Raw genomic sequence first — 16,422 nt, 5'->3', positions numbered from 1 at the left:
TGATGCCCAAGTCAACACGGGAAGATACACCATGCCTTTGCAATTTGCCGACCGCCTGAACAATGTCGAAACTTCCGCCATCCGTGAGCTGTTCAAGCTTCTGGGCAAGCCCGGCATCATCAGTTTTGCAGGTGGTTTTCCTGACAGCGCCATGTTTGACGTCGAGGGCATCCGCGAAGCCAGTAATTTGGCTTTGACCCAAGACCCCGGCGCCGCCCTGCAATACGGCGCGACCGAGGGCTTTGGCCCGCTGCGTGAGCAACTGGCCCACTTCATGGCCCAAAAGGGCAGCAAAGACGTGACCGCAGACCAGTTGATCGTGACCACTGGCAGCCAGCAGGGGCTGGATTTGATCGGTAAAACCATGATCAGCCCCGGCGACAAAGTGATCGTCGAAGGCCCGACCTTTCTGGCCACCATCCAGTGCTTCCGTTTGTATGGGGCCGAGCTCATCAGTGCCCCGGTGGACGGTCATGGCGTCAAGACCGACGAGCTGGAAAAACTGATCGCCGAGCACCAACCGAAGTTTGTCTACCTGATACCCACTTTCGGTAATCCGAGTGGAGCCCTGATGACTGCTGAGCGTCGCCGCCAAGTTCTGGAAATGGCCGTCAAGCACCAAACCCTGATTGTCGAAGACGACCCGTATGGCGATCTGTATTTTGGCGAAGCCCCACCGCCCAGCCTGTTGGCCTTGAGCAGCACCGTGCCTGGCAGCCGTGAGTTGTTGGTGCATTGCGGCTCTTTGTCCAAAGTGCTGTCCCCCGGCCTGCGTGTGGGCTGGATGGTTGCGCCCCCTGAATTGTTGGCCCGCGCCACCATGTGCAAACAGTTCAGCGACGCGCACACCAGCACTTTTGCCCAGGCCACGGCGGCGCAATACCTGTTGGCCGGCCGCATGCCCGCCACATTGGACAAGGTGCGCGCCGTGTACGCCCAACGCGCCCAAACCATGGGCGATGCGCTGCGCCGTGAGTTGGGCGATGCGGTGTCTTTTGTGCAGCCCGAAGGGGGTCTGTTTGTTTGGGCGCGCCTCACGGGTGCAGGCGGCAAGGTGAATGACGGCAACGTGTTTGCCAAACGTGCCATCGAACAAGGTGTGGCCTTTGTGCCGGGTACACCGTTCTTCTGTGCCAACCCCGACCACGCCACCTTCCGCTTGAGCTTTGCCACCGTGGGCGAAGACAAGATTCTGCAAGGTGTTTCGCGGCTGGCCAAAGCGCTTTGAGCCATGGCTGCGGGAACGGAACTGTGCATTACCGTCAACGGCACCGAAGTCTGGCTGCAGGGGCAGGGTGATGAAGTCATTCTCATGCTGCACGGCTGGCCTGACACACGAGCCTTGTGGGACGGCACTGTGGCGGCCTTGCAAGACCGCGCCATCTGCGCCCGCCTGACCTTGCCCGGTTTTGAATCCGGCCCTGCAGTCACCCGCTTGGACGATATGTGCCAGCTGTTGCGTCAGATTGTTGACCGCATCAGCCCCGACCAGCCGGTGACCTTGATGCTGCACGACTGGGGCTGCATGTTTGGGTATGAATTCGCCATGCGCCACCCCGATCGGGTGGCCCGCGTGGTGGCGGTGGACGTGGGCGACCACAATTCGGGGGCCTTGTTGCGCAGTTGGGGCTTCAAGGAAAAGCTGTCCGTCATGGGTTATCAGGTGTGGCTGGCCTTGGCGTGGAAGTTGGGTGGCAATTTGGGCACCCGCATGACCCGCGCCATGGCGCGGTGGCTGCGCTGTCCCTCCGATGCTGGCCGCATCACCCACAAGATGAACTACCCCTATGCCATGCAATGGTTCGGTACGGCGGGTGGCTTGAAGCATGCGGCGCCCGTCCAGTTGCCGATGCCGCTGCTGTTTGTCTATGGCGAGCGCAAACCCTTCATGTTCCATTCGACCCAATGGCTGGGAAAAGTCGCTGCCCAGCCTGGCAGTGCGGTGCAAGGCTTGCCCTGTGGGCATTGGGTGATGATTTCACGGCCCGAGGCCTTCCATGCCCGGGTGCGCAGCTGGCTGTGGGGCTAGCTTTGAGGGGGCAGGCTTGAAACCCGAAGACCTGGTGAAGCTGGTGACCACCCCGATGCCTTACGGCAAACACAAAGGCATGTTGATCGCCGATTTGCCCGGTAACTACCTCAATTGGTTTGCGCGTGAAGGTTTTCCCAAAGGTGAAATCGGGCAATTGCTGCAGCTGATGCAAGAGATCGACCACAATGGCCTGAGCGATTTGCTCAAACCGCTGCGCCGCTGAGAGGGTGTGACTTCAGGGCTTGACGACTTCCAGCAAGCGGTCGAGCCCACCTTGGTTGATGGCGACCATGGCTTGCTCGCGCACCTTGGGTTTGGCGTGGTAGGCCACCGACAATCCCGCGGCGCCCATCATGGGCAGGTCATTGGCACCGTCGCCGACAGCGATGCATTGATTTGGCTCAACGTCCATCAACGAGGCCATTTCCAGCAAAGTTCTGCGCTTCTCGGCACCGTCGCAAATGTCGCCCCAGCTTTGCATCACCAAGCCGCCCGTGAGTTCACCGTTGACCACCTCCAGCCGGTTGGAACGGGCGAAGTCGATGTTCAGGCGCTCTTTGACGCGGTCGGCAAAGAAGGTGAACCCCCCCGAGACCAGCAGCACCTTCATGCCCGCCTTTTGGCAAGCGGCAATCAACTCGGCTGCGCCGGGGTTGATGTTCAGGCGCTCGGTGTACACGCGCTCCATGTCGGCCAGCGTCACGCCCTTGAGCAGGGCCAAGCGTCGGCGCAGGCTTTCTTTGAAGTCGGTGATCTCGCCGCGCATGGCGGCCTCGGTGATGGCGGCGACCTCGGCTTTGCGGCCCACGGCATCGGCGATCTCATCGATGCATTCGATGCTGATGAGCGTGGAGTCCATGTCAAACGCGATCAGCTTGAATTGGGACAGCGGCAGGGGCGCGTTGAAGCCCTGAATGGCAAGGCCAGGGGCGAATTCGGTAGCGGTGGTCATAGGTCAGGATTATCAAAGATCGTTGAAATGGCTCAGGCTGGAACGGTTTCCGCTTGGGGTTGCCCCAAGCTGCGCAGCACATCCCGCACCATCTGCGCCCGCGCTTTGGGGTCGGGCAGTTCGCGTTCGATGCGGATTTTGTCGTTGCCCGCCAGCTTGATGTGTTTGTTCTTTTGAATCAGGCCAATGATGGCCATGGGGTCCACGGGCGGGTTGGGCTTGAAGGTGATCTGGATGACGCCAGGAGCCGCGTCGACTTTGACCACGCCGTAGGGCTGGGTCAGCACCCGCAGGCGGTGCACATCCACCAGCGTTTGCGCCTGCGGTGGCAGTTTGCCAAAGCGGTCCACCAGCTCTTCCAGCAAGGCGTCGATCTGGTCGCTGGTTTTGGCGGTGGCCAGCTTTTTGTAAAACGACAGGCGCAGGTGCACGTCGCCACAATAGTCGTTGGGCAGCAGGGCAGGGGCGTGCAGGTTGATGTCGGTCGTGACCGACAGGGGGCTGAGCAAATCGGGCTCTTTGCCCGCTTTGAGGCAGCGCACCGCCTCGGACAGCATTTCGTTGTAAAGCTGAAAACCCACTTCGAGCATGTTGCCGCTCTGGTTTTCGCCCAGCACCTCGCCCGCGCCGCGAATCTCCAGGTCGTGCATGGCCAGATAAAAGCCGCTGCCCAGTTCTTCCATTTGCTGGATGGCATCGAGCCGCTGGGCCGCCTGTTTGGTCAGGCCTTCGATCTCGGGCACCATCAAATACGCATAGGCTTGGTGGTGCGAGCGGCCCACACGGCCACGCAATTGGTGCAGCTGGGCCAAGCCGAATTTGTCGGCTCGGCTCATGATGATGGTGTTGGCCGTCGGCACGTCAATGCCGGTCTCGATGATGGTCGAGCAGAGCAAGATGTTGTAGCGCTGGGCCACAAAGTCGCGCATCACACGCTCGAGTTCACGCTCGGGCATCTGGCCGTGGGCCACGGCGATGCGGGCTTCGGGCAGGATTTCCTCGAGCTTTTGCTTGCGGTTCTCGATCGTGTCGACCTCGTTGTGCAAAAAGTACACCTGACCGCCGCGTTTGAGTTCGCGCAGCACCGCCTCGCGGATCACACCCGTGCCTTCGTTGCGCACAAAGGTCTTGATGGCCAGACGGCGCTGGGGCGCGGTGGCGATCACGCTCAAATCGCGCAAACCTTCGAGCGCCATGCCCATGGTGCGGGGAATGGGCGTAGCGGTCAGGGTGAGCACATCAACTTCGGCCCGCAGGGCTTTCATGGCCTCTTTGTGGCGCACACCAAAACGGTGTTCCTCATCGATGATGAGCAGGCCAAGATCGTGGAATTGGGTGGACTCGCTCAGCAGCTTGTGCGTGCCGACCACAATGTCCACCGTGCCATCGGCAATGCCTTTGAGGGCGGCGGTGACTTCTTTGCCCGAACGAAAGCGTGAGATCTCGGCCACCTTGACCGGCCATTTGGCGAAGCGGTCTTTCAAGGTTTGGTAATGCTGCTCGGCCAGGAGGGTGGTGGGGGCCAAAATGGCCACTTGCTTGCCGCCTGTGACGGCCACAAATGCGGCACGCAAGGCCACCTCGGTCTTGCCAAAACCCACGTCGCCACACACCAGCCGGTCCATGGGGCGGGGGCTGATCATGTCTTGGATCACGCAGTGGATGGCGGCCTTTTGGTCGGCGGTTTCTTCAAAGCCAAAGTCGTTGGCAAAGGTTTCGTAGTCTTGCGGGCTGTAGCGGAAAGGATGGCCTTCGCGTGCGGCGCGGCGGGCGTAAATGTTGAGCAGCTCGGCAGCCGAATCGCGCACTTGCTCGGCGGCTTTGCGTTTGGCCTTTTCCCATTGGCCTGAACCCAACTTGTGCAAAGGCGCCTCTTCGGCGCTGACCCCGGTGTAACGGCCAATGAGTTGCAGTTGGCTGACGGGCACATAGAGTGCCGCATCACCTGCGTATTCGAGGTGCAAAAACTCTTGTACGGCCGGACTGCCATCGCTGTTTTTTTGACCCATGTCCATGTTGACCAGGCCCCGGTAGCGGCCAATGCCGTGTTGGCTGTGCACCACCGGGTCACCCACGTTGAGTTCGCTCAGGTCTTTGATCAGCGCTTCGACATCGCTGACTTGTTCTTGTTTTTTGCGGCGTCGTGTGGTGGCACCCGCCGCAAAGAGTTCGGTTTCGGTGACCAGGTCGATGTTGTGCTCGAACCAGTGAAAGCCTTGGTTGAGGGTGGACGTGGCCATGCCCACTTTTTCGTCGCTGGCCAAAAACGCTTGCAGGCTGTCGAACACCGGGGGCGTGAGGCCGCTGGAGCGTACGAAGTCGAGCAGGCTTTCGCGTCGGCCGTCGCTCTCGGCCAAGATCAGCATCCGGCTGGTGCTGCTGCGAATATGCGCTTGCAGGCGCGCCAAGGGGTCATCGGCACCGCGCACTACGGTGAGTTCGGGCAGACTTTGCGCAAATGCGTTGTCCGGTACGTCGCCTGCGCTTTGTCGAAGCGCCAGTTGCGCGTGGGCATGGGTCAGTGTGTAGAACTGCTCTGCGCTCAAAAACAACGCTTCGGGCGGCAGCACCGGCCGCTCGGGGTCGCCTTGCACCAAGCGGTAGCGGTCTTTGGTGTCTTGCCAAAAGCGCTGGAACGAAGGCTCCAGGTCGCCGTGCAACACCACCGTGGCGGCGTTGGCTTCACCCGCGCCCAGATAGTTGAAAACGGTGGCGGTTTCTTCAAAAAACAGTGGCAGGTAGTACTCGATGCCCGCTGTGGCGACGCCATTGCCCATGTCTTTGTAAATGCGGCTTTTGGTCGGGTCACCTTCGAGCAGCTCGCGCCAGCGGCTTCTGAAGCGTGCACGCGCGGCTTCGTCCATCGGGAATTCGCGCCCAGGCAAAAGCCGCACTTCGGGCACGGGGTAGAGGCTGCGCTGGCTGTCGGGGTCAAAGGTTCGGATGCTGTCGATCTCGTCATCGAACAAATCCACTCGGTAAGGCACCAGAGAGCCCATGGGGAAAAGGTCGATCAGTCCGCCCCGCACCGCGTATTCGCCGGGGCTGACCACTTGGCTCACATGCGCGTAACCCGCCAAAGTCAATTGCGCCTTGAGTTGGGCTTCGTCCAGCTTTTGTTTGACCTTGAATTCGAAGGTGTAACCCGCCAAAAAAGACGGTGGGGCCAGCCGGTACAGCGCGGTGGTGGCCGGCACCAGCACCACGTCGGCGCTTTCGGGGTGATTGCGCTGCTTGATGCGCCACAGCGCGGCCAGCCGCTCACTGATCAGGTCTTGGTGCGGCGAGAAGGTGTCGTAGGGCAGTGTTTCCCAATCGGGGAACATCACGCAGCGCAGATCGGGTGCAAAAAACACCAACTCGTCCATCAGCCTTTGGGCATCGGCCGCGTCGGCGGTGACGATGGCGGTGATCTTGCCTGCCTTTTTTTCGCGCTCGGCCAGCTGGGCCAGCAGCACGGCATCGGCCGATCCGGCGGGGCGAGGCAGGGTGAAACGTTTGCCGGAAATCAGGCTGGGCAGTTGCATGGCAATGGCGATCAAAAAAGCAAAACACCCCCCGCCAAGAAGGAGGGGGGTGAGAAAATGGTCAGACGACCCATTGTAGAAGGGCCCCAACGGCTTGGGCAGTGGTTCAAGACGATGACCTTGATGCCGGATTGGGGCGCGAGTCACCGTCCTACAATGGACAGCCATGTCAAACACCCCAGACTTTCCCCGTTTTCATGCCTTGGTTCCTTGTGCTGGCACGGGCAGCCGCGCGGGCACAGCCCAGCCCAAGCAATACCAAATGCTGTTGGGTCAGCCCATGGTCATGCACACGTTGATGGCGCTTGCCGGTGTGCCGCAGTTGTCCAGTGCTTGGGTGATTTTGTCGCCAGGCGATGATTTTTCATGGCCTCAAGAGCGATGGCCTGCGCATTTCAGGCGTGAGGCCTGTGGTGGTGCAACGCGTGCAGCCAGCGTTTTTAACGGTCTTACGGCCATGTTGCAAGCGGGCCTGTCTGCGCAAGATTGGGTCTTGGTGCATGACGCGGCGCGTTGCTTGATCACACCCGATGCGGTGTCGCACCTGATCGAGGCATGCGGCGGAGACGATGTGGGCGGTTTGTTGGCATTGCCGCTGCCAGACACCCTGAAATCACAAACCCACTTCACAACGGGCTCAAGGGGGCCCAGAGTGGCCAGCACTGTGCCGCGCGAGGACAAATGGCTGGCACAAACGCCCCAAATGTTTCGTTTGGGGGCTTTGTACGCCGCTTTGGCGGAGGCGGCGAATACCGATTTTGCGGGCATCACCGACGAGTCCAGCGCGATGGAGCGCTTGGGCTTGTCGCCACGCCTGGTGCCCGGATCGGTCCACAATTTGAAAGTCACTTACCCGGCTGACTTTGCGTTTGCAGAGATGGTTTTGAAAGGCAGAACATGAACATGCGCATTGGAGAGGGCTGGGACGTGCACGCCTTGGTGCCGGGCCGCCAACTGATCTTGGGTGGCGTACAGATCGCGCACCCCACCGGGCTGATGGGCCACTCAGATGCCGATGTATTGCTTCACGCCATCACCGATGCGGTGTTGGGCGCTGCGGGTTTAGGCGACATTGGGCGGCATTTCCCAGACACGGATGCACAGTTCAAGGGTGCAGATTCTGGCGTGTTGTTGCAAGAGGCCATGCGGCGTGTCCGCGAAAAAGGGTGGGAGCTGGTGAACGTGGACAGCACCATCGTGGCCCAAGCCCCCAAGCTGGCCCCGCACATGGCCGCCATCCATGCGGGCGTGGCCCAGGCACTGGGGGTGGGTTTGCATCAAGTGAACGTGAAAGCCAAAACCGCAGAAAAGCTGGGGCCCGTGGGCATGGGGCAAAGCATGGAGGCGCGTGCCGTGGTCTTGCTGGTTCTCAAGTCGGCGTCACCTGCCTGAATTTCATCAAGGCCATCAGCCCCCCGGCGCTGTGGTTGACCACCGTGAACGTGCCGCCCATGCGCAGCACAGACTTTTCCACAATCGCCAACCCCAAGCCTGATCCTGTTGCGTCGGTCCTGGCGGTGTCGCCTCTGAAAAACGGTTGGGTCAGTTTTTTCAAGGCTTCTTCGGGCACGCCGGGGCCTTGGTCGCACACGCTGAGCGACACCCAGCCGTCTTGCAAGCGGGCCATGATCTCGACCCGGGTGATGCCATCGATCGGGCTTTGGCCATAACGGCGGGCGTTCTCCAGCAGGTTGGACAACACCCGTTCCAGTTCGACTGGTTCGGCATGGACCTGAAGGTCTTCGGCCACATGCACTTGAATGAGCAGTCGGGGGTCATGGCGCCAAGGCGAAATGCTGCGGCTGATCGCGCCCGACAGCAAAACCGGCCCCAAGTTCGTGGGCTCGGGCCGGGCGTAGTCGAGGAATTTGTCGATGATGGCGTCCAGTTGGGCGATGTCGGCGGCCATCAAGTCGCGCGTTGCCAGGTCGGCAACGCTGAGCTCGGTCTCCAGGCGCAAGCGGGCCAAGGGGGTGCGCAAGTCGTGCGAAATCCCTGCCAGCATCACGGCGCGCTCTTGTTCGATCTTGGCCAAACGCTCGGCCATGCGGTTGAAGCCGATGTTGACTTCGCGGATTTCGCTGGTGGCGGCGTCTTCGTCCAGTTTGGCGGTGTTGAAATGCCCGTCGCGCACGCGGCCTGCAGCCAATGACAAGCGCTTCAAGGGACGGTTGATCAGGCCGGCCATCATGGCCGCGCCGCCCAAGGACAGCGCCAGTGTCAGGCCCAGCCAAGACAGCCAGGCCGAGCCGCCCAAAGGTCTGAGCCTCTCGGGGTCCATTTGCAGCCAGTAACTGTCACGCTCAATTTTGAAGCCGATCCATAAACCGTCGACTTGGTTAACTTGGGAGGCAATCAGGGTTTCAGGCCCCAGACGCTTGACCATCTCGGTGACCAACTGGCGCTCCAGCCCGGACGCGCCAAAGGCCAGGATCTGGTCGCCGGGTTCCCGGATTTGGATGCTGACGTCCTCCTCGTCTGCCAGCGTTTTGAGAAGAGACACCCGCGCAATCGCATCGGTATGGATCAAGGCGGTTTTGGTCAAATTGACCACCGTGGCAATTTGGTGGACGTTGCGCAAAATGCGCGGTTCGTACTCCTGGGTGCGAAACATCTGCAGCCAAGCCAAGCTGCTGAACAAAATCAGCAAAGCCAACAAAATGAAGGTGCGCCAGAACAAGCTGAGTTGGAGCTTGCGAGGGGTTTTTTTGGCCATGCGGGGCTCAGGTGCAGTGACTTCTGCAGGGATCACGTTTGTCCATCGGGCACAAAGACATAGCCAACGCCCCAAACCGTTTGAATGATTTTGGGGGAGGCGGGGTCTTGTTCGATCATTTTTCGCAGGCGAGAGATTTGGACGTCCAAGCTGCGGTCAAAAGGTTCAAAGTCGCGGCCTCGCGCCAGTTGGGCCAATTTTTCGCGCGACAAAGCTTGCTTGGGGTGACGTGCCAGGGCTTTGAGCATGGAAAATTCGCCGCTGGTGAGCGGCATGTCCTCGCCCAAACGGCTCAGGGATCGGGTCCCCAAATTGAGCGTGAAGGCACCAAACTCGATGACCTCGTTTTCGGCCGTGGATGGCGCACCGGGCACCTCGGCCATTGGCCGGCGGCGCAAGACGGCGTGAATTCGGGCCAACAACTCGCGGGGGTTGAAAGGCTTGCCCAGGTAGTCATCGGCGCCGATGTCAAGGCCTGCAATGCGGTCGGTGTCCTCGACTTTGGCGGTGAGCATGATCACAGGCGTTTTGTGGCCAAGGGCGCGCATGCGTTTGCAAATGCTCAACCCGTCTTCGCCGGGCAGCATCAGGTCGAGCACCACCAGATCGATGGTTTCTCGCTGCAAGATGCGGTCCAGAGCCCGGCCATCCTCGGCCAACAAGACATCAAAGCCTTCTTGCGACAAAAAACGCCGCAGCAAATCACGGATGCGAGCGTCGTCGTCGACGATGACGACTTTGTCAAGCCGGGTGGAGCTGCTCATGGCCGGGCTCTGGGTTATTGAGCGGTCCAGCCGCCATCCATGTTCCAGGCTGCGCCGCGCACGTTGTTGCCAGCGGCCGAGCAGAAGAACACCGCCAACTCGCCCAGTTCTTCGGGGGTGGTGAATTGCATGGAGGGCTCTTTTTCTTGAAGCAGTTGTTTTTTGGCCTCTTCGTTCGACAAGCCCATGGCCACGGCTTTGGCGTCCACCTGTTTTTGGACCAGCGGTGTCAGCACCCAGCCTGGGCAAATGGCGTTGCAGGTCACGCCGGTGGTGGCGTTTTCGAGCGCCGTGACTTTTGTCAGGCCCACCACGCCATGCTTGGCCGCCACATAGGCTGACTTCTCGGCAGAACCGACCAAGCCGTGGATGGAGGCCACGTTGATGATGCGGCCCCAGTTAGCGGCTTTCATGGCGGGCAAGGCCAAACGCGTGGCATGAAAGGCGCTGGTCAGATTGATGGCGATGATGGCGTCCCAGCGCTCGACCGGAAAGTCTTCGATCTTGGCGACGTGCTGGATGCCAGCGTTGTTCACCAAAATGTCGACGCGGCCAAAGGTGTCGGCCGCAAACTTCATCATGGCTTCAATTTCGGAGGCTTTGCTCATGTCGGCCCCGTGGTAGGCGACTTTGACGCCCAGGGCAGCGATTTCGGCTTGCGGGCCTTGGGTATCGCCAAAGCCGTTCAGCACGATGTTCGCGCCTTGTTGGGCCAAAGCCTTGGCAATGCCCAGACCGATACCGCTGGTTGAACCTGTGACCAGGGCTGTTTTACCTTGCAACATGATGATGACTCCGAAAGATGAATTAGGATGTTCAAAAGAACATTATGGCGCTGGCCAAAGACTTGTTCTGTCTGTTTGGCCTTCAGATTGTTTCCGATGCTCATGATCCACACCTCAGCCCCAACCCCCAGTGCAGCGCCTCAACTGGCGTTCGTGTCTTGCCCACACCCAGAGGGCCAGCACCGCATGGCTTATTGGCGTTGGGGCGATGCGCAAGCCCAGCACGTTGTGGTGTGTGTCCATGGCTTGACGCGTCAAGGACGCGACTTTGACAGCTTGGCTCAGGCATTGGTGTTGTCAAGCCCTGTGCCCGTGCAAGTGATTTGTCCAGATGTGGTCGGGCGGGGTCAAAGCGAATGGCTGCAAAATCCGGCGCTCTACCAAATTCCGCAATACGCGGCCGATATGCTGGCCCTGTTGGGACAGATACAGGCCAGATTGGGTCCCGATCGACCGGTTCAAGCCTTGGACTGGGTGGGCACCAGCATGGGGGGCTTGATCGGTATGGTGCTTGCCGGACAACCCGGCTTGCCCTTGCCAGCCCCCATGCGCCGATTGGTGCTGAACGATGTGGGCCCGGCCATCACCTGGTCGTCGGTGCAGCGCATGCAAGGCTATGTGGGGCAATACGGCCAATTTCGCGATCTCGATGAGGCTGCGGCAGCGCTGTGGGCCTTGTCGCAAGGCTTTGGTCCCGTCTTGCCCGAGGTTTGGCGCGAGATGTCGGCACACATGACACGTCCAGGTACCGATGGGGCTTTGACCCTGCACTACGACCCGGCCATTGGGGTTCCGTTGCGCGCTTTAACGCCCGAGGCCGCATCGGCGGGTGAGGCCGCCATGTGGTCTTTGTACGACCAAATTCAAGCCCAAACCTTGCTCATCCGCGGGGGGCAGTCGGATTTGTTGACCACCGAAACCGCCCTGGCCATGACGCAGCGTGGACCCAAAGCCCAGTTGGAGACGTGGCCAGACTGTGGGCACGCGCCGACGTTGACCGCGGCACACCAATTGGGCGTGGTGACGCATTTCTTGTGGGGTGCTTGATCCGATGGTCAGCCCCAGTTCCAGCCATTCCGCCAGCCCCATGTCGCATTCTGGGCGCCTGCATGCTGCGCATTTGCCACCGGTCATGCTGGCCACATCCGATGGCCTGGGTTTGCCAGCGGATGCCGAACTCCTGGCCAAAGCCCGAACATTTGCCGAGCCCCTGATTGCAGGCGAATCTCTCGACACGGGTGAAAACATCTTGGCCCACGCCGATGCGGTGGCCACCATCCTGGCAGGCATGGGTGGCTCAGTGGTCATGCAAGCGGCCATCTATTTGGTCTATGCCTGCCCGCATCTGAACAAACCAGAAGAAGTGATGGGCAAGGCCTTTGGCGTGCATCTGGCACAACTGGCCATGCAAACCAACCAGTTGGTCCATGTGCAGCGTTTGTCTCGGGCTGCGGAGTCCAGTGCCCAAGGGCCTGACAACACGCCTCTGAGCCCGCGCATCCAGACTGAAAACGTGCGCAAGATGCTGTTGGCTTTCAGCCGCGACTTGCGCGTGGTGATGCTGCGATTGGCTTCGCGTTTGCAAACCTTGCGCCATTTTGCGGCCAGCAAATTGCCGGTGCCCGCGGTGTTGGCCCGTGAATCTTTGCAGGTGTTTGCGCCGCTGGCCAACCGTTTGGGCATTTGGCAAATCAAATGGGAACTGGAAGACCTGTCCTTCCGTTTTCTGGAGCCCGCCACCTACAAAGACATTGCCCAGTTGCTGGACGAAAAACGCACCGAGCGCGAACTTTACATGGTGGCCCTGCGCGAGCGGTTGCAGCAAGCCTTGGGCACCCAAGGCATGGCTGCCAATGTGGAGGGGCGGCCCAAACACATTTACAGCATTGTCAAAAAGATGCGCGGCAAGGCGCTGCCCTTTGAGCGCGTGTTCGACATTCGGGCCCTGCGCGTGGTGGTGCCCAGCGTGGCCGATTGCTACCAAGTGCTCAGTTGGGTACACGAACATTTTGTGCCTATCGCCGAAGAGTTTGACGATTACATTGCCAAACCCAAAGCCAATGGCTACCAGTCGCTGCACACGGTGGTCCGTGATGCCGATGGCGGCCCGATTGAGGTGCAAATCCGCACCCAGGCCATGCACGAGCATGCCGAGCATGGCGTGGCTGCGCACTGGGCTTACAAAGAAGCGGGGGCCAAAGGTTATGCGGGGGTCTCGGCCAGCAGCGAATACGACACCAAGATTGCGGTGCTGCGGCAATTGTTGGCTTGGGAGCGTGATTTGTCGGGTGCCGCGCAAGCCCACGGGCAAGGCAGCGGCTTGTTTGAGGACCGCATTTATGTGCTGACGCCCGATGCGGCGGTCGTGGAGTTGCCGCAAGGCGCCACAGCGATTGACTTTGCCTACACCGTGCACACCAATTTGGGCCACCGTTGTCGTGGCGCCAAGGTCGACGGGGCGATGGTGCCTCTGAACACCCCATTGGCCAACGGCCAGACGGTGGAGATCACGGCCATCAAAGAGGGGGGGCCATCACGGGATTGGCTCAACCCCGAGCTGGGCTTTTTGGCCAGCCCGCGGGCGCGTGCCAAGGTGCGTGCCTGGTTCAATGCGCAGGTCAGTGAAGAAACCATCGCCAAGGGCCGTGAGGCGGTCGAAAAATCTTTGCAACGCTTAGGCCGCACCGCCATCCGTTTGGATGATTTGGCCAGCCAATTGGGCTTCAAGTCGGCAGACGGTTTGTTTGAGGTGGTGGGCAAGGACGAGTACTCGCTGCGCAACATCGAGGTTTTGCTCAATCCACCCGAACCAGCCCTGGAGCCCGATGAGTACTTCCAAAAGAAGTTCAAAGGCGCAGTGGCCCGCAAGTCACCCTCCGGTGTTTTGGTGGTGGGGGTGGATTCCTTGCTGACGCAACTGTCGCGTTGCTGCAAACCCGCTCCGCCCGATGCGATTGGTGGATTTGTCACACGCGGCAAGGGCGTGAGCATCCACCGGCAGGACTGCAGCAATTTCCGCGAATTGGCTTCGCGCCATGCCGAACGCGTGATTGATGTCCGCTGGGGTGTGGGGAAAGCTTCGGAAGGCTCGGTCTATCCGGTCGATGTCTCGGTGGAGGCCATCGACCGCCAAGGCTTGCTGCGAGACATCTCTGAAGTGTTTGCCAAGGAAAAAATGAACGTGATCGGCGTGCAAACCCAATCCGTCAAAGGCATGGCTTGGATGACCTTCACGGTGGAAATCGGGGATGCCATGAGTTTGAACCGGGTCTTGGTCACCGTTCGCGGCGTCAAAGGCGTCAGGGCCGCCCGCAGGCGCTGAATTCGCCATGTCGACACAGCAGGTCAAAAAGCGCTTTTTTGACGTTATAATTCGAGGCTTAGCAGGCGCGTAGCTCAGTTGGTTAGAGCACCACCTTGACATGGTGGGGGTCGCTAGTTCGAATCTAGTCGCGCCTACCAAATTCGGTAGGGAAAACAAGCACTCAGCGGAAACGCTCGGTGCTTTTTTTTCGTCCCATGCATCTTTGAGAGAAGGCGGGCCGTTTTTTGTGCGGCCCAAAGCCAACTTCAAACCGCGACCATGCCTTGGTGTCTCAGCAAGGCATCAAGGCTCGGCTCACGACCTCGGAAGGCCTTGAATGATTCGAGCGCCGGCCGGCTGCCACCGGCCTCCAAAATGGCCTGGCGGTAGAGGCGGCCGGTTTCCACGCTGGGCGTACCATCGGCTGCAGCGGTTTCTTCAAACGCGGCGTAGGCATCGGCGCTCAGCACCTCGGCCCATTTGTAGCTGTAATAGCCTGCGGCGTAACCGCCTGCAAAGATGTGGCTGAAGGTGTGGGCCATGCGGTTGAATGCCGGTGGCCGCATCACAGCGACTTCGTTGCGCACTTGGGCCAGCAGCGGCATGAAGTCTTGCGCCGGGTCGTGCTCGGAATGCACCAGCATGTCGAACAAAGAAAACTCGATTTGACGCAGCGTTTGCAAACCGCTTTGGAAGTTCTTGGCCGCCAGCATCTTGTCGAACAGGGCACGCGGCAGGGGCTCGCCGGTTTCCACATGGGCCGTCATGTGGCGCAGCACCGACCATTCCCAACAAAAATTCTCCATGAACTGGCTGGGCAGCTCAACCGCATCCCACTCAACGCCGCTGATGCCTGAAACATCACGCTCGTTCACTTGCGTGAGCATGTGGTGCAGGCCATGGCCAAATTCGTGGAAAAGGGTGATGACGTCGTCGTGCGTCAGCAAAGCGGGCTGGCCGTTCACGCCCTCAGCAAAGTTGCACACCAAGTGCGCCACAGGGGTTTGCAACACACCCGTGTCGGGCCGCTGCCAGCGGCCACGCACATCGTCCATCCACGCGCCGCCGCGCTTGCCCGCGCGGGCTGGGGGGTCCAAGTAGAACTGGCCGATCAGCTGGCCATCGCGCTCGATGCGGTAAAAGCCCACGGCCGGATGCCACACGGGCGCCTGGTCGGCGCGGATGCTGACTTCAAACAAAGTCTCGATGATCTTGAACAGACCCGCCAGCACCTTGGGCGCGGTGAAGTACTGCTTGACCTCTTGTTCGCTGAAGCTGTAGCGGGCTTCTTTGAGCTTTTCGCTCAAGTAAGGCACATCCCATGCGTTGAGCGGGCCTGTATTGCCCAGTTCTTGGGCGGCAAATTCGCGCAGATCGGCCAGGTCTTTTTCGGCGAATGGGCGTGCTTTGGCTGCCAGATCGCGCAAGAAACTGGTGACTTTTTCGGGGGACTCGGCCATTTTGGGCACCACCGAGACCTGGGCGTAATTGTCAAAACCCAGCAGACGTGCTTCTTCTTGGCGCAGGGCCAAGATTTCTTGCATCAAGGGGGTGTTGTCGAAATGCTTGAAGTCTTCTGGGGCTTGGTCTGAGGCGCGGGTGACATAGGCTTTGTAGAGTTGTTCGCGCAAAGCCGTGTTGTCGGCGAACTGCATCACGGGCAAATACACCGGCATTTTCAGGCTCAGGCGGTGGCCTTCTTTTTCTTCTTTTTGGGCTGCGTCGCGGGTGGCCTGCACAACGTCTGCCGGCACGCCTTTCAACTGGTCTTCGCTCACGTACAAGGCAAATTTGTCGGTGGCGTCCAGCGTGTTTTCGCTGAACTTTTGAGTGATTTCAGCCAGCCGCTCCTGAATGGCGGCGTAGCGTTCCTTGGCCGCACCTTGCAGTTCGGCACCGCCCAGCACAAAGCCGCGCAGGGCATTTTTGCGGGCCTGCGTTTGCTCCGTGTTGAGGCTGGCGGCGTCAATGGCTTTGTATTTGGCGTAAAGACGCTCATCGCTGCCCAGGCGCGTCCAAAACTCGGTCACGCGGGGCAGGGCGGCGTTGTAAGCGGCGCGCAATTCAGGCGTGTCGGCCACGCTGTTGAGGTGTGAGACCGCGCCCCAAGCCATGCCGAGTTTTTCGGTGTTCACGTCCAGGGTTTGCGCGATGGCTTTCCATTCGGCTGGAAATTCGGCGGCGGTCACGGCGTCCAGCGCTTTTTCGGCGGCAGCCAGCAGTTCGTCCATGGCCGGGGCGACATGCTCGGGCGCAATGCGGTCAAACAAGGGCAGGCCAGAGGTGTCGAGCAAGGGATTGGTCATGGCATTTTCCAGAAAGCGGTTGGATGGTGTCCGTTG

General features: G+C 60.2%; 13 protein-coding genes and 1 tRNA gene. 8 read left to right on the top strand and 6 right to left on the bottom strand.

The window, feature by feature from the left end:
• Window positions 1–31: 31 nt before the first annotated feature.
• From B472_RS01095 to B472_RS01085, 3 genes are read left to right on the top strand one after another with little or no spacing between them, the layout of a single operon-like run.
• Window positions 32–1,228 (top strand): PLP-dependent aminotransferase family protein, encoded by a 1,197-nt coding sequence (locus tag B472_RS01095; RefSeq protein WP_019427978.1) that lies wholly within the window; start codon window positions 32–34, stop codon window positions 1,226–1,228.
• A gap of 3 nt (window positions 1,229–1,231) precedes the next feature.
• The gene (locus B472_RS01090) at window positions 1,232–2,029 is read left to right on the top strand and encodes an alpha/beta fold hydrolase (protein WP_019427977.1); all 798 of its coding nucleotides are present in this window, start codon (window positions 1,232–1,234) and stop codon (window positions 2,027–2,029) included.
• A gap of 16 nt (window positions 2,030–2,045) precedes the next feature.
• Window positions 2,046–2,255 carry a DUF3820 family protein gene (locus B472_RS01085; protein WP_019427976.1) on the top strand — a complete coding sequence of 70 codons (210 nt, stop codon included), beginning with the start codon at window positions 2,046–2,048 and terminating at the stop codon, window positions 2,253–2,255.
• A 12-nt stretch (window positions 2,256–2,267) separates the two neighbouring features.
• On the opposite strand, the gene serB is transcribed toward B472_RS01085, so the two are convergent.
• Together serB and mfd are read right to left on the bottom strand one after the other, a co-directional pair.
• The gene (gene serB, locus B472_RS01080) at window positions 2,268–2,984 is read right to left on the bottom strand and encodes a phosphoserine phosphatase SerB (protein ID WP_019427975.1); all 717 of its coding nucleotides are present in this window, start codon (window positions 2,982–2,984) and stop codon (window positions 2,268–2,270) included.
• Window positions 2,985–3,016: 32 nt separating this feature from the next.
• Window positions 3,017–6,511, bottom strand: a complete 3,495-nt coding sequence (gene mfd / locus B472_RS01075) for a transcription-repair coupling factor (protein ID WP_026039733.1) — start codon at window positions 6,509–6,511, stop codon at window positions 3,017–3,019.
• Window positions 6,512–6,677: 166 nt separating this feature from the next.
• Here mfd and ispD point away from each other — a divergent pair, with 166 nt between their 5' ends.
• Together ispD and ispF are read left to right on the top strand one after the other, a co-directional pair.
• Window positions 6,678–7,412, top strand: coding sequence for a 2-C-methyl-D-erythritol 4-phosphate cytidylyltransferase (gene ispD / locus B472_RS01070; protein WP_019427973.1), 735 nt, complete (start codon window positions 6,678–6,680; stop codon window positions 7,410–7,412).
• Window positions 7,409–7,903, top strand: coding sequence for a 2-C-methyl-D-erythritol 2,4-cyclodiphosphate synthase (ispF, locus tag B472_RS01065; RefSeq protein WP_019427972.1), 495 nt, complete (start codon window positions 7,409–7,411; stop codon window positions 7,901–7,903). Before ispD ends, ispF begins: the two co-directional genes overlap by 4 nt.
• Here ispF and B472_RS01060 read toward each other — a convergent pair.
• The 3 genes from B472_RS01060 to B472_RS01050 are packed head-to-tail and all read right to left on the bottom strand — an operon-like array spanning window position 7,881 to window position 10,776.
• Entirely contained in the window at window positions 7,881–9,227 is a 1,347-nt protein-coding gene (locus B472_RS01060) for an ATP-binding protein (RefSeq protein WP_050995482.1), read from the bottom strand. The genes ispF and B472_RS01060 overlap by 23 nt on opposite strands.
• A gap of 32 nt (window positions 9,228–9,259) precedes the next feature.
• The gene (gene ompR, locus B472_RS01055; RefSeq protein ID WP_019427970.1) at window positions 9,260–9,991 is read right to left on the bottom strand and encodes a two-component system response regulator OmpR; all 732 of its coding nucleotides are present in this window, start codon (window positions 9,989–9,991) and stop codon (window positions 9,260–9,262) included.
• A gap of 14 nt (window positions 9,992–10,005) precedes the next feature.
• Window positions 10,006–10,776, bottom strand: coding sequence for a 3-hydroxybutyrate dehydrogenase (locus tag B472_RS01050; protein WP_019427969.1), 771 nt, complete (start codon window positions 10,774–10,776; stop codon window positions 10,006–10,008).
• A 96-nt stretch (window positions 10,777–10,872) separates the two neighbouring features.
• On the opposite strand from B472_RS01050, the gene B472_RS01045 reads away from it, so the two are divergent.
• The 3 genes from B472_RS01045 to B472_RS01035 all read left to right on the top strand — a co-directional run bounded on the left by B472_RS01045 (window position 10,873) and on the right by B472_RS01035 (window position 14,238).
• Window positions 10,873–11,823 (top strand): alpha/beta fold hydrolase, encoded by a 951-nt coding sequence (locus tag B472_RS01045; RefSeq protein WP_019427968.1) that lies wholly within the window; start codon window positions 10,873–10,875, stop codon window positions 11,821–11,823.
• A gap of 40 nt (window positions 11,824–11,863) precedes the next feature.
• Complete coding sequence (locus B472_RS01040) at window positions 11,864–14,098, top strand: bifunctional (p)ppGpp synthetase/guanosine-3',5'-bis(diphosphate) 3'-pyrophosphohydrolase (protein ID WP_026039732.1); 2,235 nt, start codon at window positions 11,864–11,866, stop codon at window positions 14,096–14,098.
• A gap of 63 nt (window positions 14,099–14,161) precedes the next feature.
• Window positions 14,162–14,238: transfer RNA gene (locus B472_RS01035), tRNA-Val, on the top strand.
• A gap of 108 nt (window positions 14,239–14,346) precedes the next feature.
• On the opposite strand, the gene B472_RS01030 is transcribed toward B472_RS01035, so the two are convergent.
• The gene (locus B472_RS01030) at window positions 14,347–16,386 is read right to left on the bottom strand and encodes a M3 family metallopeptidase (protein WP_019427966.1); all 2,040 of its coding nucleotides are present in this window, start codon (window positions 16,384–16,386) and stop codon (window positions 14,347–14,349) included.
• Window positions 16,387–16,422 lie beyond the last annotated feature (36 nt).

It is taken from the genome of Limnohabitans sp. Rim28, assembly GCF_000293865.2.
GTDB lineage: Bacteria > Pseudomonadota > Gammaproteobacteria > Burkholderiales > Burkholderiaceae_C > Limnohabitans_A.
This window is presented reverse-complemented; position numbering and strand designations above follow the sequence as displayed.